The sequence below is a fragment of the Streptomyces sp. NPDC037100 genome (genome assembly GCF_055606225.1).
Genome location: NZ_JBVJSX010000017.1, coordinates 25,472 through 46,807, shown reverse-complemented (window position 1 = coordinate 46,807; position 21,336 = coordinate 25,472). Strand labels below are relative to the sequence as shown.

At 71.8% G+C, this 21,336-nt stretch carries 21 protein-coding genes; 14 read left to right on the top strand and 7 right to left on the bottom strand.

What is annotated here, in order from left to right:
* Positions 1-106: 106 nt before the first annotated feature.
* Positions 107-388: an HPr family phosphocarrier protein gene (locus ACZ7EG_RS36815; RefSeq protein ID WP_003993478.1), complete on the bottom strand. Its 282-nt coding sequence runs from the start codon at positions 386-388 to the stop codon at positions 107-109.
* A 179-nt stretch (positions 389-567) separates the two neighbouring features.
* Between ACZ7EG_RS36815 and ACZ7EG_RS36810 the strand changes: the two genes are divergently transcribed.
* The 4 genes from ACZ7EG_RS36810 to ACZ7EG_RS36795 are packed head-to-tail and all read left to right on the top strand — an operon-like array spanning position 568 to position 5,934.
* Positions 568-3,390, top strand: coding sequence for a bifunctional acetate--CoA ligase family protein/GNAT family N-acetyltransferase (locus ACZ7EG_RS36810; RefSeq protein WP_471088686.1), 2,823 nt, complete (start codon positions 568-570; stop codon positions 3,388-3,390).
* A gap of 51 nt (positions 3,391-3,441) precedes the next feature.
* Positions 3,442-4,029, top strand: a complete 588-nt coding sequence (locus ACZ7EG_RS36805) for a DUF5998 family protein (RefSeq protein ID WP_471088684.1) — start codon at positions 3,442-3,444, stop codon at positions 4,027-4,029.
* Positions 4,029-5,225 carry an alkaline phosphatase family protein gene (locus ACZ7EG_RS36800; protein WP_471088682.1) on the top strand — a complete coding sequence of 399 codons (1,197 nt, stop codon included), beginning with the start codon at positions 4,029-4,031 and terminating at the stop codon, positions 5,223-5,225. The genes ACZ7EG_RS36805 and ACZ7EG_RS36800 overlap by 1 nt, the downstream gene beginning before the upstream one ends.
* A gap of 58 nt (positions 5,226-5,283) precedes the next feature.
* Positions 5,284-5,934, top strand: a complete 651-nt coding sequence (locus tag ACZ7EG_RS36795; RefSeq protein WP_471088680.1) for a thymidine kinase — start codon at positions 5,284-5,286, stop codon at positions 5,932-5,934.
* Positions 5,935-5,955: 21 nt separating this feature from the next.
* Here the strand turns inward: ACZ7EG_RS36795 and ACZ7EG_RS36790 are convergent, their stop codons facing one another.
* Complete coding sequence (locus ACZ7EG_RS36790) at positions 5,956-6,759, bottom strand: VOC family protein (RefSeq protein ID WP_471088678.1); 804 nt, start codon at positions 6,757-6,759, stop codon at positions 5,956-5,958.
* Between the two features lie 250 nt (positions 6,760-7,009).
* On the opposite strand from ACZ7EG_RS36790, the gene ACZ7EG_RS36785 reads away from it, so the two are divergent.
* A complete protein-coding gene (locus tag ACZ7EG_RS36785) occupies positions 7,010-7,861 on the top strand; it encodes a sulfurtransferase (protein WP_471088676.1) in 852 nt (283 codons plus the stop codon).
* 79 nt (positions 7,862-7,940) lie between these two features.
* Here ACZ7EG_RS36785 and sepH read toward each other — a convergent pair whose 3' ends face one another.
* The 3 genes from sepH to ACZ7EG_RS36770 form a co-directional block, all read right to left on the bottom strand.
* A complete protein-coding gene (gene sepH / locus ACZ7EG_RS36780; RefSeq protein ID WP_471088674.1) occupies positions 7,941-8,978 on the bottom strand; it encodes a septation protein SepH in 1,038 nt (345 codons plus the stop codon).
* 705 nt (positions 8,979-9,683) lie between these two features.
* A complete protein-coding gene (locus ACZ7EG_RS36775) occupies positions 9,684-11,003 on the bottom strand; it encodes a D-arabinono-1,4-lactone oxidase (RefSeq protein ID WP_471088672.1) in 1,320 nt (439 codons plus the stop codon).
* Positions 10,963-12,201, bottom strand: a complete 1,239-nt coding sequence (locus ACZ7EG_RS36770) for an MFS transporter (RefSeq protein WP_471088670.1) — start codon at positions 12,199-12,201, stop codon at positions 10,963-10,965. The genes ACZ7EG_RS36775 and ACZ7EG_RS36770 overlap by 41 nt, the downstream gene beginning before the upstream one ends.
* A gap of 173 nt (positions 12,202-12,374) precedes the next feature.
* Between ACZ7EG_RS36770 and ACZ7EG_RS36765 the strand changes: the two genes are divergently transcribed.
* Both ACZ7EG_RS36765 and ACZ7EG_RS36760 read left to right on the top strand, forming a co-directional pair.
* Complete coding sequence (locus tag ACZ7EG_RS36765) at positions 12,375-13,502, top strand: ferrochelatase (protein ID WP_471088668.1); 1,128 nt, start codon at positions 12,375-12,377, stop codon at positions 13,500-13,502.
* Between the two features lie 8 nt (positions 13,503-13,510).
* Positions 13,511-14,326: an inositol monophosphatase family protein gene (locus ACZ7EG_RS36760; protein ID WP_471088666.1), complete on the top strand. Its 816-nt coding sequence runs from the start codon at positions 13,511-13,513 to the stop codon at positions 14,324-14,326.
* Positions 14,327-14,444: 118 nt separating this feature from the next.
* Here ACZ7EG_RS36760 and ACZ7EG_RS36755 read toward each other — a convergent pair whose 3' ends face one another.
* Positions 14,445-14,618, bottom strand: coding sequence for a hypothetical protein (locus tag ACZ7EG_RS36755; RefSeq protein ID WP_167526644.1), 174 nt, complete (start codon positions 14,616-14,618; stop codon positions 14,445-14,447).
* Positions 14,619-15,033: 415 nt separating this feature from the next.
* On the opposite strand from ACZ7EG_RS36755, the gene ACZ7EG_RS36750 reads away from it, so the two are divergent.
* The 4 genes from ACZ7EG_RS36750 (at position 15,034) to ACZ7EG_RS36735 (ending at position 18,632) form a co-directional block, all read left to right on the top strand.
* Complete coding sequence (locus tag ACZ7EG_RS36750) at positions 15,034-15,687, top strand: response regulator transcription factor (RefSeq protein WP_031134731.1); 654 nt, start codon at positions 15,034-15,036, stop codon at positions 15,685-15,687.
* 6 nt (positions 15,688-15,693) lie between these two features.
* The gene (locus ACZ7EG_RS36745; RefSeq protein ID WP_471088664.1) at positions 15,694-16,941 is read left to right on the top strand and encodes a sensor histidine kinase; all 1,248 of its coding nucleotides are present in this window, start codon (positions 15,694-15,696) and stop codon (positions 16,939-16,941) included.
* A 406-nt stretch (positions 16,942-17,347) separates the two neighbouring features.
* On the top strand, positions 17,348-17,644 hold the full coding sequence (locus tag ACZ7EG_RS36740) for a DUF4193 domain-containing protein (protein WP_003993510.1): 297 nt from the start codon (positions 17,348-17,350) through the stop codon (positions 17,642-17,644).
* Between the two features lie 13 nt (positions 17,645-17,657).
* Positions 17,658-18,632 carry a hypothetical protein gene (locus ACZ7EG_RS36735; RefSeq protein ID WP_471088662.1) on the top strand — a complete coding sequence of 325 codons (975 nt, stop codon included), beginning with the start codon at positions 17,658-17,660 and terminating at the stop codon, positions 18,630-18,632.
* Between the two features lie 109 nt (positions 18,633-18,741).
* On the opposite strand, the gene ACZ7EG_RS36730 is transcribed toward ACZ7EG_RS36735, so the two are convergent.
* Complete coding sequence (locus ACZ7EG_RS36730; protein WP_471088660.1) at positions 18,742-19,197, bottom strand: DUF3093 domain-containing protein; 456 nt, start codon at positions 19,195-19,197, stop codon at positions 18,742-18,744.
* Between the two features lie 58 nt (positions 19,198-19,255).
* On the opposite strand from ACZ7EG_RS36730, the gene ACZ7EG_RS36725 reads away from it, so the two are divergent.
* The 3 genes from ACZ7EG_RS36725 to ACZ7EG_RS36715 all read left to right on the top strand — a co-directional run bounded on the left by ACZ7EG_RS36725 (position 19,256) and on the right by ACZ7EG_RS36715 (position 21,304).
* Positions 19,256-19,840 (top strand): PaaI family thioesterase, encoded by a 585-nt coding sequence (locus ACZ7EG_RS36725; protein ID WP_471088658.1) that lies wholly within the window; start codon positions 19,256-19,258, stop codon positions 19,838-19,840.
* A 140-nt stretch (positions 19,841-19,980) separates the two neighbouring features.
* A complete protein-coding gene (dut, locus tag ACZ7EG_RS36720; RefSeq protein ID WP_471088656.1) occupies positions 19,981-20,550 on the top strand; it encodes a dUTP diphosphatase in 570 nt (189 codons plus the stop codon).
* 1 nt (position 20,551) lies between these two features.
* Positions 20,552-21,304, top strand: coding sequence for a DUF3710 domain-containing protein (locus tag ACZ7EG_RS36715; RefSeq protein ID WP_344462860.1), 753 nt, complete (start codon positions 20,552-20,554; stop codon positions 21,302-21,304).
* The last annotated feature ends 32 nt before the right edge of the window (positions 21,305-21,336 follow it).

Genomic DNA, 21,336 nt, shown 5'->3' with positions numbered 1-21,336 from the left:
CCCGAAGACGGGAATTACTGCCCCCTATGGACCGGGAATGGCGAAGGGCCCGCCCGGTCAATTCGGACGAGCCCTTCGCTGTGCGCCGCATCGGGCGCTCAGGACATCAGACGGTCTCGGGCAGTTCCTCGAGACCCTCGGAGACCAGCTTCGCCAGCCGGTCGAGGGCGGCGTCCGCGCCCTCGGCGTCGGAGGCGAGGACGATCTCCTCGCCCCCCTGGGCGCCGAGGCCCAGGACGGCCAGCATCGAGGCCGCGTTGACGGGGTTGCCGTCAGCCTTGGCGATCGTCACCGGGACGCCTGCGGCCGTGGCGGCTCGGACGAAGATGGAGGCGGGGCGGGCGTGGAGGCCCTCGGCCCAGCCGACGTTGACGCGGCGCTCAGCCATGTGTTGCTGCCCTTCGGTGTTCAGGGTTGTCTAGACCAGTTTCCCATATCGTGAAGCCCGCCCGGAGCGGTCCTCGCGGTCCACTCCGGGGGTGCCGTCGGATCGCGGCCTCGACCCGACTGACGCCCTCCACAGACTGCCTCGCGCCGTTGTCAGGCGCTAGCCGTACTCTGGGGCCCATGCAGACCTCGCCGGACCGGCACGAGTATCCCGCCCACTGGGAAGCCGACGTGGTGCTGCGCGACGGGGGTACCGCGCGCATCCGGCCCATCACCGTTGATGACGCCGATCGCCTGGTCAGCTTCTATGAGCAGGTCTCCGACGAGTCGAAGTACTACCGCTTCTTCGCGCCGTACCCTCGCCTGTCCGCCAAGGACGTCCACCGCTTCACGCACCACGACTTTGTGGACCGGGTGGGACTCGCGGCCACGGTCGGCGGCGAGTTCATCGCCACCGTACGCTACGACCGGATCGGCGCCGACGGAACACCCGCGTCCGCACCCGCCGACGAGGCCGAGGTCGCCTTCCTCGTACAGGACGCCCACCAGGGCCGCGGGGTCGCCTCCGCGCTGCTCGAACACATCGGCGCCGTCGCCCGCGAGCGCGGCATCCGTCGCTTCGCCGCCGAGGTGCTGCCCGCCAACACCAAAATGATCAAGGTGTTCACGGACGCCGGCTACACCCAGAAGCGCAGCTTCGAGGACGGTGTCGTCCGTCTGGAGTTCGACCTCGAACCCACCGACCGCTCCCTGGCCGTGCAGTACGCCCGCGAACACCGCGCGGAGGCACGGTCCGTGCAGCGGCTGCTCGCCCCCGGCTCGGTCGCCGTCATCGGCACCGGCCGCAGCCCCGGCGGCGTGGGCCGCAGCGTCCTCGGCAACATCCGGGACGCCGGGTACACCGGCCGCCTCTACGCCGTGAACAAGGCCCTCCCCGAGGGACAGAAGGAGCTCGACGGGGTGCCCGCCCACCGCTCGGTGCGGGACATCGACGGCCCGGTCGACCTCGCCGTCGTCGCCGTCCCGGCCGAGCACGTCCCCGAGGTCGTCACCGAGTGCGGCGAACACGGCGTGCAGGGGCTGGTGGTGGTGTCCGCCGGGTACGCCGAGAGCGGCCCCGAGGGGCGTGAACGCCAGCGCGCCCTCGTGCGGCACGCGCGCACGTACGGCATGCGGATCATCGGCCCGAACGCCTTCGGCATCATCAACACCTCCCCACGGGTACGGCTCAACGCCTCTCTCGCCCCCGAGGTGCCGCGCCCCGGCCGGATCGGTCTGTTCGCCCAGTCCGGCGCCATCGGCATCGCCCTGCTGTCCCGGCTGCACCGGCGCGGCGGCGGCGTCACGGGCGTGACCGGCGTCTCCACCTTCGTCTCCTCCGGCAACCGCGCCGACGTCTCCGGCAACGACGTCCTGCAGTACTGGTACGAGGACCCCGACACCGACGTCGTCCTCATGTACCTGGAGTCCATCGGCAATCCCCGCAAGTTCACCCGCCTCGCCCGCCGGACCGCCGCGGCCAAGCCCCTGGTCGTCGTCCAGGGCGCGCGGCACGGCGCCGCCCCCCAGGGGCACGCCGTACGGGCGACCCGGCTGCCGCACGCGACCGTGTCGGCGCTGCTGAGGCAGGCCGGCGTCATCCGCGTCGACACCATCACGGAGCTGGTGGACGCGGGTCTGTTGCTCGACCGCCAGCCCCTGCCCGCCGGGCCCAGGGTGGCGATCCTCGGCAACTCCGAGTCGCTCGGTCTGCTCACCTACGACGCGTGCCTCGCCGAGGGGCTGCGGCCGCACCCTCCGCAGGACCTGACCACGGCGGCGTCCGCGGCCGACTTCCACGCGGCCCTGTCCCGGGCACTGGCCGACGACCGGTGCGACGCCGTCGTCGTCACCGCCATACCGGCGGTGGGGGAGGGCTCGGTCGGCGACGCGGCTCTCGCGCAGGCCCTGCGCTCGGCGTCGGCAGCGGCCCCGTCCAAGCCGGTCCTGGTGGTCCACGTGGAGCTCGGCGGCCTGGCGGAGGCCCTGTCGGCGGCGGCCAGCACGGCACCACAGGCCGGGTCGGACAATCCACCGCAGAAAACCCCCGGCCCGATGCCCGTCGCGGCGCAGCCTCCCGCCGCCGAGGCCCCCGAAGACGCCCACCTCATCCCCGCCTACCCCGCCGCGGAGCGCGCCGTCCGCGCCCTCGGCCAGGCCGTCACCTACGCGCAGTGGCGACGCGACGCCGCCGACCCCGGCAAGGTGCCCGAGTACGACGACATCCGGGAAAAGGGCGCCGCATCACTGATCGGCGGCCTGCTCGCGCGCGGACAGGGGCTCACCCTCGGCACGGACGAGACCTGCGACCTCCTCGGCCACTACGGGATCCAGGTCCACCGCGCCCTGCCCGCCCCGACCCCCGACACCGCCGTCGAGGCCGCCCGCACCCTCGGCTACCCCGTCGCCCTCAAGGCCACCGCCCCGCACCTACGGCACCGCGCCGACCTGGGCGGCGTCCGCCTCGACCTCGCGAACGAGGAGCAACTACGCCGGTCCTACGACGAGTTGACCGAGCTGTTCGGTACGCCGGAGGAGCTGCGGCCGGTGGTGCAGCGGATGGCGCCGCGCGGCGTGGACGTCGTCGTACGGGCCGTCATCGACCCCGCGGCCGGAGCCGTCCTCTCCTTCGGGCTGGCCGGGGCCGCCTCGCAACTGCTCGGGGACACCGCGCACCGGCTGATCCCGGTCACCGACCGGGAGGCGACCTCGCTGGTGCGCTCGATCCGCACCGCCCCCCTGCTGTTCGGCTGGCGCGGCTCCGCACCGGCCGACACCCGGGCCCTGGAGGAGCTGCTGCTGCGGGTATCCCGGCTGGTCGACGACCATCCCGAGGTCGTCGCGGTCACCCTGGAGCCGGTCGTCGTCGCCTCGCACGGACTGAGCGTTCTCGGCGCATCCGTCCGTCTCGCGCCCCCTCCCGCCCGCGACGACCTCGGCCCGCGCACGCTCCCCGCGTACTGACCGGGGGCGAGCGGTCCCTCGCAGTCAGTGGTCCCCCGTAGGATGGGCGTCATGGCCAAGACCAGTACGACGACCCAGGGGCTGCGGGCGGCGATCGAGCGCAGCGGCTACTACCCGGCCCTCGTGGCCGAGGCGGTGGAGGCCGCCGTGGGCGGTGAGCCCATGCGGTCGTACCTGGTCCACCAGGAGACGACGTTCGACCAGAACGAGGTACGGCGGCACGTGACGGTGCTCGTCCTCACGGACACCCGCTTCATCGTCAGCCACACCGACGAGCAGGCCGCCGACAGCACCTCCCCGACGCCGTACGCCACGACGTCGACCGAGTCCGTGAAGATCGGCCGCATCTCGTCGGTCGTGGTCAGCCGCGTGGTCGCCAACCCCGAGTCGTACAAGCCGGGAACCCTGCCCCGTGAAGTGGTCCTCACCATCGGCTGGGGCGCCGTCTCTCGCATCGACCTGGAGCCGGCCGCCTGCGGCGACCCCAACTGCGAGGCGGACCACGGCTACACCGGCAGCTCGACGGCGGACGACCTCAGCCTGCGCGTCAGCGAGGCCGGGGACGGACCGGAGACCGTGCGGGAGGCGCTCGCCTTCGCGCAGGCCCTCTCCGAGGCGACCGCGGACACGACCCGCTGATGGCACAGCCCGATACGGCTTGGGACCGGCACCCCGAACCGCTCACCGTCGCCTCCGCACCGGCCCCCGCGTACGGCAGCGGATCACTCGCCGACCTCCTGCCCACCCTGGCCGCCGGCCTGGGCGTGCCGGACATGAGCGCCACGATCACCGAGCTGACCCCCGCCGACCGCAACTGCGTGTTCCTGATCGACGGCCTCGGCTGGGAGCAGCTCAGGGCGCACCCCGAGGACGCCCCCTTCATGACGTCCCTGCTCGCCACCTCCCGCGGTGGCACCGGACGTCCGCTCACCGCCGGCTACCCGGCGACCACCGCGACCTCTCTCGCCTCCGTCGGTACCGGCCTGCCCCCGGGCGCGCACGGTCTGCCCGGCTACACCGTCCGCAACCCGGACACCGGCGAGCTGATGAACCAGCTGCGCTGGCAGCCGTGGGCCCCGCCCGGCCCCTGGCAGCCGTACCCCACGGTCTTCCAGCTGGCGCACGCGGCCGGGGTGCACGCCGCGCAGGTGTCGTCCCCCACCTTCGAGAACACCCCGCTGACCAAGGTCGCGCTCAGTGGAGGAACGTTCCTCGGGCGGCTGTCCGGCGAGGACCGCGTGGACCTGGCGGCCGAGCAGCTGGCCGCGGGCGACCGCTCCCTGGTGTACACGTACTTCGCCGAGGTCGACGGAGCCGGCCACCGTTACGGCGTCGACTCCGACACCTGGCGTGGCCAGCTCATGTACGCCGACCGCCTCGTCCAGCGACTGGCCGAGCAACTGCCGCCGCGCAGCGCCCTCTACGTCACCGCCGACCACGGCATGATCGACGTGCCCTTCGACGAGGAGCACCGCATCGACTTCGACGAGGACTGGGAGCTGAGCGCCGGTGTCGCCCTGCTCGGCGGCGAGGGCCGCGCCCGCCACGTCTACGCGGTGCCCGGCGCGGCCAACGACGTCCTGACCTGCTGGCGCGAGGTGCTCGGCGAGCAGTTCTGGGTGGCCTCACGCGACGAGGCCATCGCCGCGGGCTGGTTCGGCCCGCGGATCGACGATCGGGTGTACGGCAGGATCGGCGACGTGGTCGCGGCCGCCCGCGACGACGTCCTGCTCATCGCCTCCGAGCGGGAGCCGAAGGAGTCGGCGATGGTCGGCAACCACGGTTCGATGACCCCCGCCGAGCAGCTGGTCCCCTTGCTCGAAGTACGCTCCTGAGACAGCCCCACCCCCGAGCCCACCCTGTTCTCCCACGCCGAAAGGTGCTCAACTCCACATGCCCGAGCTGGTGTTCTTCTGCGGAACGATGGACTGCGGGAAGTCGACGCTGGCTCTCCAGATCGAGCACAACCGCTCGGCGCGCGGACTGCAGGGCATGATCTTCTCGCGCGACGACCGCGCCGGCGAGGGCAAGCTGTCCTCGCGCCTCGGCCTGGTGACGGACGCGGTGGAGGTCGGGGACGGGCAGGACCTCTACGGCCACCTCGTCGACCACCTCTCGCAGGGCGGCCGCGCGGACTACGTGATCGCCGACGAGGCGCAGTTCCTCGCGCCGGAGCAGATCGACCAACTCGCACGCGTGGTCGACGATCTGAGCCTCGACGTCTACGCCTTCGGCATCACGACCGACTTCCGCTCCAAGCTGTTCCCCGGCTCGCAGCGGCTGGTGGAACTGGCCGACCGGGTCGAGGTGCTCCAGGTCGAGGCCTTGTGCTGGTGCGGAGCCCGCGCCACGCACAACGCCCGCACGATAGGCGGGGTGATGGTCGTCGAGGGCGCCCAGGTGGTCGTCGGCGACGTCACCCATTCCCCAGACGAGGTCGGCTACGAGGTCCTGTGCCGGCGTCATCACCGTCGCCGGATGACAGCGGCGACGTCCCGTGCGGCGGCCCTGTCCCCGGACGTGTTGCCGGTGACCTCCGCCTGACCCGCGGCCGGCTCGCCGGGTTCAGCCCGGGCGTTGCAACAGTGCGAACCGCGCCCCTTCCGGGTCCGACACATGCGCCACCCGCCCATGGGCGGTGTCGTGCACCGGCTCGAGGGCCTGTCCGCCGAGGTGGACCAGGTGGTCCAGGGCGTCGTCGGCGTCGGCCACCTGGAAGTACGTGACCCAGTGCGGTCCCCGGTCGCGGGGCAGGGCGTCCCCGAGGCCGTGGATTCCGGCGACGGGTTCGCCGCCGAGGAGCAGGGACACGTAGTCGAAGTCGGCGGAGACCACCGGCTCCTCCTCGTAGCCGAACACCGTGCGGTAGAACTTGGCGACGCCGGCTGACTCGAAGGTCAGCAGTTCGTTCCAGGCGGGTGTGCCGGGGACGCCGGCGACGGCTGTGCCGAGGTGTGCGGCGGCCTGCCAGATGCCGAAGACCGCGCCGCAGGGGTCGGAGCCGATGGCCAGGCGGCCTGCGTCGGCCGCGTCGAGCGGGCCCACCCCGATCGTGCCCCCGCGGCTGCGCACCGTCTCGGCCGTCAGATCCACGTTCTCCGAGGCGAAGTACGGCGTCCACGCGATGGGCAGATGGCGGTCCGGCGGCAGCCGTCCGATCCCGGCCACCTCGCGCCCGTCGAGCAGCGCACGCACATAGGGCCCGAGCTGCTGGGGCCCCGGCTGGAACTCCCAGCCGAACAGCGCTCCGTAGAACTCCTCGGTCGCGTCCGGGCCGTGCACCATGAGGCTCACCCAGCAGGGCGCGCCGGGCGCGTGCCGAGCGGGTGTGTCGCTGTTCGGCCCGGCGGACTCCCGTGCGTCGGTCATCGTCACTCTCTTCTCGGCCTCGCGGTGGCCGTGCTCTCCGCAGCCTGGTGGGGCGGCCCTGTGGGGCGTTCCTTGTCCGGGAGAATGCCCGATGTGCGGGCACCCGTGCTCACGGCGCGCTTGTCGGCGGGCGTCGCTCAGCTGTACAGCATGTGCTTGTTCCCGTACGCCCCGTGACCGCCCCGCTCCGGCCGAGCAGAGTAGCCGGACACGGACGGCTCGGCCACCCCCGTGCGCGAGGATGGGGGCCATGAACGCCATCATCTCCGCATCCGACCTCGCCAAGGACCTCACGAGCGTCCGCCCGCCGGTCCTGCTCGACGTCCGCTGGCAGCTCACCACGGCCAAGGCGGCCGGCGAGCCGCCGTTCGACGGCCGGGCCGCGTACGAGGCCGGGCACCTGCCCGGAGCCGTCTACGTCGACCTGGACCGGGAGTTGGCCTCCGCGCCGGGCGAGGGCGGCCGGCATCCCCTGCCCGACCTCGCGCGCTTCGGTGCCGCGATGCGCCGGGCCGGCGTCTCGGCCGGAACGCCGGTCGTCGTCTACGACGGCGGCCAGGGGTGGGCGGCGGCCCGGGCGTGGTGGCTGCTGCGCTGGACGGGTCACCCGGATGTGCGAGTCCTCGACGGCGGGTTGCCGTCCTGGGAAGGGCGGCTGGAGAAGTCCGCGCCGGCTCCGAAGGAGGGCGACTTCGTGCCCGAGCCCGGGGCGGCGGGGCTGCTCGACGCGGATGCCGCCGCGGCGCTGGCGCGGTCCGGGGTGCTGCTGGACGCGCGGGCGGGGGAGCGGTACCGCGGTGAGGTGGAGCCGATCGACCCGGTTGCCGGGCACATCCCGGGCGCGGTGTCGGCGCCCACCACGGAGAACGTGGGGGCCGACGGGCGTTTCCTTCCCGCCGGTGAGCTGCGGGAGCGCTTCAAGGGGCTCGGTGTGACCGAGGGTTCGAGGGTCGGCGTGTACTGCGGTTCGGGGGTCTCCGCCGCCCACCAGGTCCTGGCCCTGGCGGCTGCCGGAATTCCGGCCGAGCTGTACGTGGGGTCCTGGTCGGAGTGGTCCTCGGACCCGGACCGGCCGGTCGCCGTCGGTCCGGACCCGCAGTGATCTGACGTGAGGAGGAGGGGGCGCGCCCGGACGGCGTGACCCCTCCTCGCCGGATTGACTCGTTCCAGAGCCGGCCCGGCTACTCCTGCTTCTTGCGCCGCGTGCCGAACACGATCTCGTCCCAGCTCGGGACGGCCGCCCTGCGGCCGGGGCGTACGCCGTCCGCTTCGGCCTGGCGGTCGGTGGCACCGATGAGCCGGTCGCGGTGGCTGCCCACACTTCGCGGCATGAGGACATCCGCGTATGCGGAACCGGCCGAGGCCGCGGGAGCCGGAGGCTCCTCCTCCTCGACCTCGGCGGCGACGACGGTCTCCTCCTCGGTCTCCGCCGGGGGGAGTTCCGGAACCACCAGGTCGCCGCGGAAGCTCGGCACCGCCTCGAGCAGGCTGGTCAGCGAGTCGCGCTCACCGGTGGTCTCCTCGATCGGCTCGGACGCCTGCGCGGGCAGACTGGGCCGCTCGCGTTCGGGTCGGTCCAGCGGTCTGTCACGTGGCAGCCGGGCGATCCGGGGGACGAACGGGAAGCTGGGCTCGGCTGCGGACAGGTCGTCGGACTCGCCGATCAGGGAACGCGCCTCGTCGTCGACGGCCTGGACGAGCCGCCGGGGCGGGTCGTACGTCCAGCTCGCCGAGTGCGGTTCGCCCGCGACGCGGTAGACCAGCAGGACCTCCCACGTGCCGTCGTCGCGACGCCACGAGTCCCACTGGACGGTGTCCTTGTCGGCGCCGCGCAGCAGCAGCCGCTCCTGCACGGCCTCGCCGAGGGGCGGGCCGGAGTTCTCGCCGGGGCGGCGGACCGGGGTCTTGCGGGCCCGCTCGGCCATGAAGGCGCGCTCGGCGAGCACGGGGCCCTCGAAGCGGCGCACCCGGTCGACGGGGATACCGGCCATCTGCGCGACCTCTTCCGCGGTCGCGCCGGCACGTATACGCGCCTGGATGTCGCGGGGGCGGAGGTGGCTCTCGACCTCGATCTCGATCTGGCCGAGACGGGGACGGTCGCCGCGCACGGCAGCGCGCAGGCGTTCGTCGATCGGAAGCGTGTACTCCGTAGAGTCGGCAGCCTTCAGCACCAGCCGTGTGCCGTCATTCGAGACGGCCACGACACGCAGTTCGGGCATGGGGACCTCCCGGGTGGTGCCTGCCGACGTCACGTGCGTCGCTGCTTCCGCTAGTCGAGTGTGGCCTGCCCGGGTGCAGCCTGCCACAACCTTGCCGAGTTGCCCGGCGTGTCGGGCGCGGGCCCTGGATCGCCGTTATGGCACGGTTACCTATTCGCAACGCTAAGTGACGAACTCTGTCACCCTGTGCAACTAGCCCCCTCCCGGCGGTCCTTAAAGGCCCTGTACACCCTGACGGGAGACCGGACCCAGGGCTCGCAACAGTACTCCATTCGGGCCACGTGCGTGGATCGGCGCGCCGCCCAACTTCTGGCAAGGGGGCCGACTTGGCCGTCCATGCCCCCATCTCACGATCTTGAACGTGGGGTACTTCACGTAATCATCAGAATCGGAACCAAAGGGTCGGGCCGGGAACATGGTCGCCACCTGCGGTGGGCGGCAACCGCCCGGGAGGGGTCGGCCCGCCGTACAACCCTTTCCTGCCAGGCGAGTTCACCGCCGCCCGGTGACCGCGCGCGGACCGGGCGCCGGAAGCGGCCGGTGGGCGCGGCGGACGTCGCCTTCGGTGTGACGATGGCCGGAATCACCCCCTACGAGCCGACGCCGGACCGCAGCCTCAGCGGCGGCGGCACGACGCCGAGTCCGGCCCCGACTTCGAGTGCCATGGGGAGCGAGGGCGCGGGGAGCGCCACCGAAGTGCGCCTCCTACGCCCCCAGAACCCTCCGCAAGTAGTCGTTCTGGAACAGCCGATCGGGATCGAGGCGATCCCGCAGCGCCGTGAACTCGCCGAAGCGCGGATACACCCGGGAGAAGTACTCGGCGTCCCTGGTGTGGATCTTGCCCCAGTGCGGACGGCCCTCGTGGGCGGTGAAGATGCGCTCGGCGGACGTGAAGTACCGCTGGTACGGCGTCCCTCGGAACATGTGGACGGCGATGTACGCGCTGTCCCTGCCGGAGGCGGTGGACAGCGTGATGTCGTCGGCGGGGGCGGTGCGCACCTCGACGGGGAAGCTGACCCTGAGGCCCGAGCGGTCGACCATCGTCTTCAGCTCGCGCAGCGTCTCGACGACGGCCGCGCGCGGAACGGCGTACTCCATCTCCACGAAGCGCACCCGGCGCGGCGACGTGAAGACCTTGTAGGGGATGTCCGTGTAGGTCCGCGCGGACAAGGCCTTGCTGGAGATCTGGGCGATCGCGGGGATCGTGGCGGGCACCGCGCGGCCGACCCAGTTGGCCACCTGGAAAACCCCGTTGGAGAGGAACTCGTCCTCGATCCAGCTCTTGAGCTGGGGCACGGGCTTCTCCGGGCCCGCGCTGCGGTTGTTGCGCTTGGTGTTGGTGCTGCCGGTGTGCGGGAACCAGTAGAACTCGAAGTGCTCGTTCTCGGCCCAGAGTTCCTCGAAGTCGGAGAGGACCCGGTCGAACGGCATCGGCTCCTCGCGGGCCGTGAGCAGGAAGACCGGCTCGATGGCGAACGTGATCGCGGTGACGAGGCCCAGGGCGCCGAGGCCGATGCGGGCGGCGGCGAAGACCTCCGGGTTCTCCTTCTCGGAGCAGGTGAGAACCGAACCGTCGGCGGTGACCAGCTCCAGGCCCTTGATCTGGGCGGCGATAGAGCCGGACTCGCGGCCCGTGCCGTGCGTGCCGGTGCTGGTGGCCCCGGAGACCGTCTGCTCCATGATGTCGCCCATGTTCGTGAGCGACAGGCCCTCACGCGCGAGCGCCACATTGAGCCTCTTGAGCGGAGTGCCGGCCTCCACCGTGACCGTCATGTTCTCGCGATCAATGCTGCGGATGCCGGTCAACAGTTCAGGACGGATCAACATGCCGTCGGTAGCGGCTATGGATGTGAAGGAGTGCCCGGCACCGACTGCCTTCACCTTCAGACCGTCCTCGGCGGCCCGCCGCACTGCGGCGGCCAGCTCGTCGACGGAGGCAGGGGTGACCTCTCGCGCGGGACGCGCTGAGACGTTGCCGCCCCAGTTACGCCACGTGCCGTTCTTTCCGTTCGCTGTGCTGCTCAACGGAGCCTCCCCGACCCGGTGCCGGTCGCTTGAGCCGGCGGAACCCGAGGAAACCCACCGCGACCGCGACGGCCCCGGACACCGCCGGAACCCCGTACCCCGCACGCGCCCCGGCCGCGTCGATCACCCAGCCGGCCGCGGAGGAGCCGAGTGCGACCCCCACCGCGAGCCCGGTGCTCACCCAGGTCATGCCTTCGGTGAGCTGCGCGCGTGGTACGTGCTCTTCGATGAGGGACATCGTCGTGATCATCGTCGGAGCGATGGACAGACCCGCAACGAACAGCGCCACGGCCAGAAACGGCAAGTTTCCGACCAGTAGGAGGGGGATCATACTCACGGCCATGGCACATACGCCCAGCAGCCACCGACGTTCCGGCGCCCCCGCGAAGCGCAGCAACCCGAAGACCATGCCCGCGACACAGGAACCCCCCGCGTACAGGGCGAGGACGACGCTCGCCGCGGCCTTGTGGCCCTCCTCGTCGGCGAAGGCCACCGTGACCACGTCGACCGCCCCGAAGATCGCGCCGGTGGCGACGAAGGTGGCCACCAGGACCTGAAGGCCCGGCGCGCGCATCGCGCTGCCGCCGCCCTTGCGCTCCCGTGGGTGGGGCTCGGGTTCGGTGGCGCGCTGGGCGGTCAGCCAGAAGACGCCGACCGCCAGGAAGCACCCGGCGAGCAGCGGACCGGCCTCCGGGAACCAGGCCGTGGACAGTCCGATGGAGATGATCGGCCCGAAGATGAAGCAGACCTCGTCCACCACGGATTCGAACGAGTACGCGGTGTGCAGGTGCGGGGTGTCGCGGTACAGCGCCGCCCAGCGGGCCCGGATCATCGCGCCGACACTCGGGACACAGCCGATGCCGACGCACGCCGCGAACAGCACCCAGTCCGGCCACCCGTAGTGTGCCGCGAACAGCAGGACGGCCGCCGCCGTGAGCGAGATCAGCGTGGCCGGACGCAGCACCCGCCGCTGCCCGTACTGATCCACCAGCCGGGAGACCTGCGGCCCGGCCACCGCGGCGGCCAGCGCGATGGTCGCCGACAGGCCACCGGCCAGCCCGTAACGCCCCGTGAGCTGCGAGATCATCGTGACCACGCCGATGCCCATCATCGACAGCGGCATCCGGCCCAGGAAGCCCGCAGCGGAGAAACCCTTGGAGCCTGGTGCTGCGAACAGGGCGCGGTAGGGGCTGGGCAACGGGCTCTCCGAAGGACTCAGTAAGCTGCGAACGCAGTCGACACAGCTTACGGCCCTGAACGCCCCGATGCACCCGTCCGGCCCGGCGCCGGATCGCCCCGGGCCCGCCTGCCGCCGCGCGGGTGCCACCCCGCCGTTTCCCGGCTGTCGGTGCAGGGTGGCAGGATCGACTCATGCCAGACGCGCGCGATGTCAGCCCCTACGACGCCCTGCTCCTGCTCTCGTTCGGCGGCCCGGAAGGCCCGGACGACGTGGTTCCGTTCCTGGAGAACGTGACGCGTGGGCGCGGCATCCCCAAGGAACGCCTCAAGGAAGTCGGGCAGCACTACTTCCTGTTCGGCGGGGTCAGCCCGATCAACGACCAGAACCGCGCCCTGCTGGACTCCCTGCGCAAGGACTTCGCCGACCACGGCCTGGACCTGCCGGTCTACTGGGGCAACCGCAACTGGGCTCCGTACCTGACGGACACCCTGCGCGAGATGGTCCGCGACGGCCGCCGCCGCATCCTGGTCCTCGCCACCAGCGCCTACGCCTCGTACTCGGGCTGCCGCCAGTACCGCGAGAACCTCGCCGACGCGCTCGCGGCCCTGGAGGCGGAGGGCCTGGAGCTGCCGAAGGTCGACAAGCTCCGGCACTACTTCAACCACCCGGGCTTCCTGGAGCCCATGATCGACGGGGTGCTCCGGTCCCTCGCCGAGCTTCCCGAGGAGGTCCGGGACGGGGCGCACCTCGCCTTCTCGACGCACTCGATCCCGACGGCGTCCGCCGACACCTCCGGCCCCGTCGAGGAGCACGGCGACGGCGGCGCGTATGTGAAGCAGCACCTGGACGTGGCGCAGCAGATCGCCGACGCCGTCCGGGAACGCACCGGCGTCGACCACCCCTGGCAGCTCGTCTACCAGTCCCGCTCCGGTGCCCCGCAGATCCCGTGGCTGGAGCCCGACATCTGCGACCACCTGGACGAGCGGCACGCGGCCGGCGTCCCGGCCGTCGTCATCGCCCCGATCGGCTTCGTCTCCGACCACATGGAGGTCCTCTACGACCTCGACACGGAGGCCAAGGCCCGGGCCGAGGAGCTCGGTCTGCCGATGCGGCGCTCGGCCACCGTCGGCGCCGATCCGAGGTTCGCCGCCGCGATCCGCGAGCTCGTCGTGGAGCGTGCCGCCGTCGAGCGCGGGCAGGACGTCACGCCGTGCGCCCTGGGCGCCCTCGGGGCGAGTCACAACCTCTGCCCGGTCGGCTGCTGCCCGGCCCGCGCCCCCCGGCCCGCCGCCGCGGGCGCCGACAGCACCTACGCCTGAGGAGCCCCGTGACCGACCCCCTGCACACGGACCTGCTCGACCTCGCCCGGGAAGCCGCCCGCCGTGCCGGCGCGCTGCTGCGGGACGGACGTCCGGCCGACCTCGCGGTCGCCGCGACCAAGTCCAGCCCCATCGACGTGGTCACCGAGATGGACATCGCGGCGGAGAAGCTGATCACGGACCTGATCGCCGAGCACCGCCCGGACGACGGCATCCTCGGTGAAGAGGGCGCCGCCACGGAGGGCACGAGCGGCGTCCGCTGGGTGATCGACCCGCTCGACGGCACGGTGAACTACCTGTACGGGCTGCCCACCTGGGCCGTCTCCATCGCCGCCGAGCAGGACGGCGAGACCGTCGTCGGAGTCGTCACGGCCCCGATGCGCGGTGAGACGTTCCACGCCGTGCGCGGCCGCGGTGCCTGGGCCACCGGCGCCTGGGACGGCGAGCGCAGGCTGGCCTGCCGCCCCGCACCGCCCCTGGAGCAGGCGCTGGTGTCGACGGGCTTCAACTACGTCGCCGACGTCCGCGCCCACCAGGCCGATGTGGCCCAACGGCTGATCCCGCTGCTGCGCGACATCCGGCGCGGCGGCTCGGCCGCGGTCGACCTGTGCGACGTCGCCGCGGGACGCCTCGACGGCTACTACGAGCGCGGCCTGCACCCGTGGGACCTCGCGGCGGGGGACCTGATCGCCCGGGAGGCGGGCGCGCTGACCGGGGGGCGCCCCGGAGAGCGCCCGTCGGGCGCTCTGGCGGTAGCGGGTACCCCCGGCGTCTTCGAGCCCCTCCAGCGGCTCCTGGAGGATTTCGGAGCCTGGCACGACTGAGGAGGCCGGGGCTGCCCGGCAACGGCCGACGGCGCGATGAACACCAGGTGAACGCGCCCTGCGGCAACGCGGCGGGCCCCGGCGCTGGATTCGCCGGGGCCCGCTGTGTGCTGCGTGATCAGACGCTCGTCGCGCCGACCTGCACACCGTGCTCGGCGGCGAGGCGGCGCAGGTCGTCGAGCTCGCCCTGCTCCACGTCGACGAGGAACTCGTCGCCCTCGTCGCGAGCCCGGGACAGATCGGACTCGGTCGCCCTTATGCGCTGCAGAAGTCCTGCGGTGAATGCGTCCATGCTGCGCCCCCTCGTCCTGGGTCGTGGGTCGATGGCACGGGGGTGTGCCGTTCGGAAGGGACGATCACGCCGCCTGTGGATGCCCAGCGCCGCTCGGCCGGGCGGCGACGGTGCCGGACACCCACGCCCGCCCTGCGGAAAGCGGATTGATGCGCACCGCATGGTGGTGCGGCGCCAGCAGAGCGTGATCGTGGGATGTAAAGCCGTCCTCCCCAAGCTCCCTTCCGTGGAAACCTAACCGGAGGAGAAAATCTCGTATTCCCCCTCCGGGCCACGTGGATCTCACCCGCCTTACCTCCGACTTATGGCCGAAAAGGGCAGGATGGAGGGCAACACACCAAGGATTGTAGAAGACCCCTGCCCACGTGTGCCCGGTGAAGGGCTACGCGGGTGGACATGAGGAAGGACCAGCAACGTGCGCGTACTCGTCGTCGAGGACGAGCAGCTGCTCGCCGATGCGGTGGCCACCGGACTGCGCCGGGAGGCCATGGCCGTCGACGTCGTGTACGACGGTGCGGCCGCCCTGGAGCGCATCGGCGTCAACGACTACGACGTGGTCGTCCTCGACCGCGACCTCCCGCTCGTGCACGGCGACGACGTCTGCCGCAAGATCGTCGAACTGGGCATGCCGACGCGCGTGCTGATGCTGACGGCCTCCGGAGACGTCAGCGACCGGGTCGAGGGACTGGAGATCGGCGCCGACGACTACCTGCCCAAGCCCTTCGCCTTCAGCGAGCTCATCGCGCGCGTACGCGCCCTCGGCCGCCGCACCAGCGTGCCCCTGCCGCCCGTCCTGGAGCGCGCCGGGATCAAGCTCGACCCCAACCGCCGCGAGGTGTTCCGCGACGGCCAGGAGGTCCAGCTCGCTCCCAAGGAGTTCGCGGTCCTGGAGGTGCTGATGCGCAGCGAGGGCGCCGTCGTCTCCGCGGAGCAGCTCCTGGAGAAGGCCTGGGACGAGAACACCGACCCGTTCACGAACGTCGTGCGCGTGACCGTCATGACCCTGCGCCGCAAGCTGGGCGAGCCCCCCGTCATCGTCACCGTCCCCGGCTCCGGCTACCGGATCTGATCCCCCGTGGCAACGACCCCCGCGCCCCCGCAGGCGCCCCCCAAGCCCACCTGGGACCCCCGAAGGCCCGTGCCGCCCTTCCCGTGGCTGCGCCCGACCATCCGCATACGGCTCACGCTGCTCTACGGCGGCATGTTCCTGATCGCCGGCATCCTGCTGCTGTCGATCATCTACCTGCTGGCCGCGCAGGCGCTCAACACCGGGAACGAGCCGCTCTTCAAGATTGTCGGCGGCACGGAGATCAAGGTGGCCAGTGATCGCTGCCCCGCCGTCAACTCCGCCAGTCCGACGCTCGCCGAATTCAACGCGGCGATCAGCAAATGCATCGACGACCAGCGTCATGTCGCACTCGACAACCTGCTCAGCCGTTCCCTGCTGGCCCTGCTGGGCCTGGCGGTCATCGCCTTCGCCTTCGGCTACGCCATGGCCGGGCGCGTGCTCTCCCCGCTGGGCCGGATCACCCGCACCGCCCGAGCGGTGGCGGGCTCGGACCTGTCCCGCCGGATCGAGCTGGACGGCCCGGACGACGAGCTGAAGGAGCTGGCGGACACCTTCGACGACATGCTGGAGCGGCTGCAGCGCGCCTTCACGGCCCAGCAGCGCTTCGTCGGCAACGCCTCGCACGAGCTGCGCACGCCCCTGGCGATCAACCGCACGCTCCTGGAGGTGCACCTGTCCGACCCGAACGCGCCGATGGAGCTCCAGCAGCTCGGCAAGACGCTGCTGGCCACCAACGAGCGCAGCGAGCAGCTCGTCGAGGGCCTGCTGCTGCTCGCCCGCAGCGACAACCAGATCGTCGAGCGGGGGCCCGTGGACCTCGCCGAGGTCGCCTCGCAGGCCATCGACCAGGTGCACGGCGAGGCCGAGAGCAAGGGCGTCGTGATCCGGGGCGAGCAGAAGCCCGCGGTCGTGCAGGGCAACGGCGTGCTGCTGGAGCGGATCGCGCTCAACCTCGTGCAGAACGCCGTGCGCTACAACGTGGCGGAGGACGGCTGGGTCGAGGTCACGACCGAGGTCCAGCACGGCCAGGCGGTCCTGGTCGTCTCCAACACGGGTCCGGTGGTGCCGGCGTACGAGATCGACAACCTCTTCGAGCCGTTCCGGCGGCTGCGCACCGAGCGGACGGGCAGCGACAAGGGGGTGGGGCTGGGGTTGTCCATCGTCCGGTCCGTGGCCCGCGCGCACGGCGGGCACATCTATGCCCAGCCGCGTGAAGGGGGTGGACTCGTCATGCGCGTCACGCTGCCCATCTGAGATCATGTCGCCGATCAACTCGGCGTCACACGGAGATGTTCGCTTTGCGCGGAATTTCTGATCCTTCACCGTGCGTGCACCGTGTGTGATCGATCACAGGGACGCCTTTCCGGCCATCTACTCTCCGTGATCATGCAGGCTGTCGTAAAGCCGGGAAAATCCCGGTTTTCGGGGGTCTTGATCACGGGAAGTACACGGTGAGACGCCTTTGGCGTGCAGCATTCGGACCGTGTACGGTCCCCATCGCCATCCAAGCCGATCACTCGTCAGGAGTCCGGTTGGGTGTCGATTGAGTAACAGACCTTGATGTGAGGCAAAATCTCCGCCTCAGGTCGGGCACAAGTCCGGCCTCTCACGCGTTACGTGCGCTGGAGACACCGCAGACACCCAGAGGGGGAGAGCGACCATGGCAACCGATTACGACACTCCACGCAAGACCGACGACGACGTCGACTCGGACAGCCTCGAAGAGCTGAAGGCCCGGAGGAACGACAAGTCGGCTTCCGCCGTGGACGTCGACGAGTTCGAGGCCGCCGAAGGCCTCGAGCTGCCCGGAGCCGACCTCTCGAACGAGGAGCTGGCCGTCCGGGTGCTCCCGAAGCAGCAGGACGAGTTCACCTGCATGAGCTGCTTCCTGGTGCACCACCGCAGCCAGCTGGCCCGGGAGAAGAACGGTCAGCCGATCTGCCGCGACTGCGACTGAGGGCGGGTCGGCCGTGACTGGCTCGACCCCTCCCTGGAAGCGCCGCTTCTCCAAGCGAAAGGCGGACGAAGGGCCGATGGACGGCCCGCAGTACAGCGTGCGTGACGACGAGCGAGGCTCAACCGGTACCGGGGCGGCCTCGCTCGAACCCGCAGCGGACCGGGATGGCCTCCCGGCATCCGTGGACGTCCCCGCACCCGTCGCGAGACGGCGGGCGGGGACGATCCGGGAGCGGGCCAGAGAAGGCGCCCGCAAGGGCGGCGACCGGGCCCGCGCCGGACTCGCCTATCTCGCCGACCGGATCATCGAACTGGCCCCGCGCGTGCCCGTACGGGACCTGGCGACACTGCGCAGGCAGTTCCCGGGCCTCGGCCCCGAGGAGCTGGCGGACAGGCTCGTGGCGGGCGCGGCGAAGGCGACGGCGACGGTCGGAGCGGGTGTAGGCGCGGCCGCGATGCTCCCCGTGCCCCCGGCGATGCCGACGGAACTGGCCGCAGAGGTCACCGGCGTCGCGGCGATCGAGCTGAAGCTGATCGCCGAACTCCACGAGGTCTACGGCGTACGGCCGCCCGGCAATCTCAAGCAGCGCAGTACCGCGTACCTCGACTCCTGGTCGGGAGAGCGCGGCATCGACGCGTCCAAGCCGTCGACCATGAGCACGGCGCTGAACAGCCGCATGAAACGCGAACTGCGGCAGCGGATCATGAAGCGCACGCTCCGCAACATGCCGAACCTGATGCCGTTCCTGGTGGGCGCCGCCGTAGGGGCGGTCATGAACCGCGGCGAGACGAGAAAGCTCGCCGGCCGGATCCGAGGGGACCTGCGCAAGATCCAGGTGCCCTGGGAGGCCCTGGAGGCGCTCCCCGCACTGGAACGTCCGGTGGACGCCCTGCAGATGGGCGAGATCACGCATGATCCCCTGGGTCGTCACCAGGGGCATCGGCACGACGGCGGCGAACACGACAGCGGACGCGGCGACGGACGCTGAGGCGGCCAGGCGGCCAGGCGGGACGGCGGACGCCGAGACGGCAAGCGCGGCTGCGGAGGCCGGGACCGGCCCGTCAACACCGCGAGCGGTGACGTCCCGTCCGGGTGTGCTACGGGTTCGCCGTCCGCAGCGCCTCCGCCAGGCGCTCCGGCTCGCGCGTGGACAGGTACAGGTACGGAGTCGGATCCTGCGGGTCCGTGACCTCCACGCGCAGAGCCGTGGGGATGTACGCGCGCAGCAGCAGGAAGGCGCGCGGGTCGGCCTTGTAGGTGCGCCAGGCGCGGGCCTCCTCCGCGTCCAGCACCTCCGCCTCGCCCAGGGCCGCCAGCGGGATCTTCGCCTCGCCCGCGATCAGGGAGTCGCCGACCACGCGGATGCGCACCGAGCCGTACGAGCTCGCGGCGACGGCCGCCACCGCGGTGCCCCCGGCCAGGCCGCCGAGCATCGGCAGGGTGCCGAACGGAAGCAGGATCAGGGCCATCGAGACGCCCACGAGGAACGAGATCAGCCACCAGGTCCGCGGAGCGGTCAGGCGTTCTTCGTACGGAGCGGCGGAGAGCTGCATGGGGCCTAGCTTGACACGGTGTCCGGAAGGGGCCGACGCGCGGGTAAGGTCTCCGGCTGTGAGTGGTACTTCCGCAGCCCTTCAACCCCCGGCCGACGCCGCGCGACCGGTGCGGCACCCGGACGCGCCCGCGCCCGGTGAGCTCCTCGGCGCGCACTACGGCGAGTGTTTCGGCTGTGGTGGCGACCAGCCGCACGGGCTGCATCTGGAGGCGCGGGCCGGCGAGGGCGTGTCGCTCACCGCCGAGTTCACCGTCCAGCCCGCCCATCAGGGCGCCCCGGGCCTCGCACACGGCGGTGTGCTCGCCTCCGCGCTGGACGAGACCCTCGGTTCGCTGAACTGGCTGCTGCGCACGATCGCGGTGACCGGGCGGCTGGAGACCGGCTTCGTACGGCCCGTGCCCGTCGGCACCACGCTGCACCTGGAGGCGGAGGTGACGGCCGTGGCGGGGCGGAAGATCTACTCCACCGCGACCGGCCGCGTCGGCGGTCCCGGCGGGCCCGTCGCCGTGCGCGCCGACGCCCTCTTCATCGAGGTGAAGGTCGACCACTTCGTCGACCACGGTCGCCAGGAGGAGATCCAGGCGGCCATGAACGATCCGGACCAGGTCCGGCGCGCCCGTGCCTTCGAGGTGAACCCGTGAGCACAGGCCGTCCCGTGGCGACCGACGGTCCCGCCGACCCCGCCGGCCCCTTGAGCCCGGCGAGCTCCGTGAGCCCGGGTCGCCGCATAGGCCCGGAGAGCAGCGTGAGCCCCGAGAGCCCCGAGAGCCCGGAGCGCCCCATGACTCCCACGAGCCCCGCGAGTCGTCAGCCGCTGGATGTGCTGATCCGGCGCGTCGATCCGGACGTACCGCTTCCGTCGTACGCGCAGCCCGGGGACGCCGGGGCCGATCTGCGCACCACCGAGGCGTGCCGACTGGAGCCGGGCGAGCGGGCCGTGCTGCCCACGGGAGTGTCTGTGGCGCTGCCTGAGGGGTACGCAGCCTTCGTGCACCCGCGATCCGGTCTGGCCGCTCGCTGCGGCGTCGCCCTGGTGAATGCCCCGGGGACGGTTGATGCCGGGTACCGTGGGGAGATCAAGGTGATCGTGGTGAATCTCGACCCGCGCGAGGCCGTGCGGTTCGAGCGCTTCGACCGGATTGCCCAACTGGTGGTCCAGCAGGTCGAGAGGGTCCGCTTCCAGGAGGTGGCGGAACTTCCCGGCTCCGCGCGGGCCGAAGGGGGCTTCGGGTCCACCGGAGGCCATGCCGCGGTGGACGGGACGAGCGGCACAAGCGGTCAGGCCGCCCTGGGCGGTCAGACGGGTGGGAATCGATACGCTTCGGTCGTATCCGACCGGGAAGGACAGTGACGTGTTCGGACGTCGCAAGAAGAGGGATGCCGCCGAGGACGCGGCCGGCGAGGCCGAGCAGGTCGTCGACGGTGTCGACACCGAGGCGGACGAAGAACGCGAGCGCCTGAGGCTGGAGCCCGCGCCGCGCCCCGACGGGCCCTGGGACGACTCGGAGGTCCGTGACCCCGGCGAGGGCCGGGTCGACCTGGGCGGTCTGTTCGTGCCGGGCGTCGAGGGCATGGAGCTCAGGGTCGAGGTCGCGGGCGACGCGATCGTGGCGGCCACGGTCGTGCTGCGCGACAGCGCCATCCAGCTCCAGGGCTTCGCCGCCCCCAAGCGCGAGGGCATCTGGGGCGAGGTGCGCGAGGAGATCGGCACCGGCATCACCCAGCAGGGCGGCATCGTCGACGAGGTCGAGGGACCGCTGGGCTGGGAGCTGCGTGCGCAGGTGCCCGTACAGCTGCCGGACGGCACCGGCGGCTTCCAGGTCGTGCGGTTCGTGGGCGTGGACGGCCCCCGCTGGTTCCTGCGCGGGGTCATCTCGGGCCAGGGCGCCGTGCAGCCGCAGGCGGCAGGGCTGCTCGAGCAGATCTTCCGGGACACCGTCGTGGTTCGCGGTGAGGGCCCCATGGCGCCCCGCGACCCGATCGTCCTGAAGCTGCCGAACGACGCCCAGATGGTTCCCGAGGGCGTCCAGCAGGAGGAGGGCTCCCGTTTCGCGGGCGGAATGGGCCAGCTCCAGCGCGGACCGGAGATCACCGAGGTCCGCTGACCGCAGAGACACCAGGGCCGTACCCGCGGGGT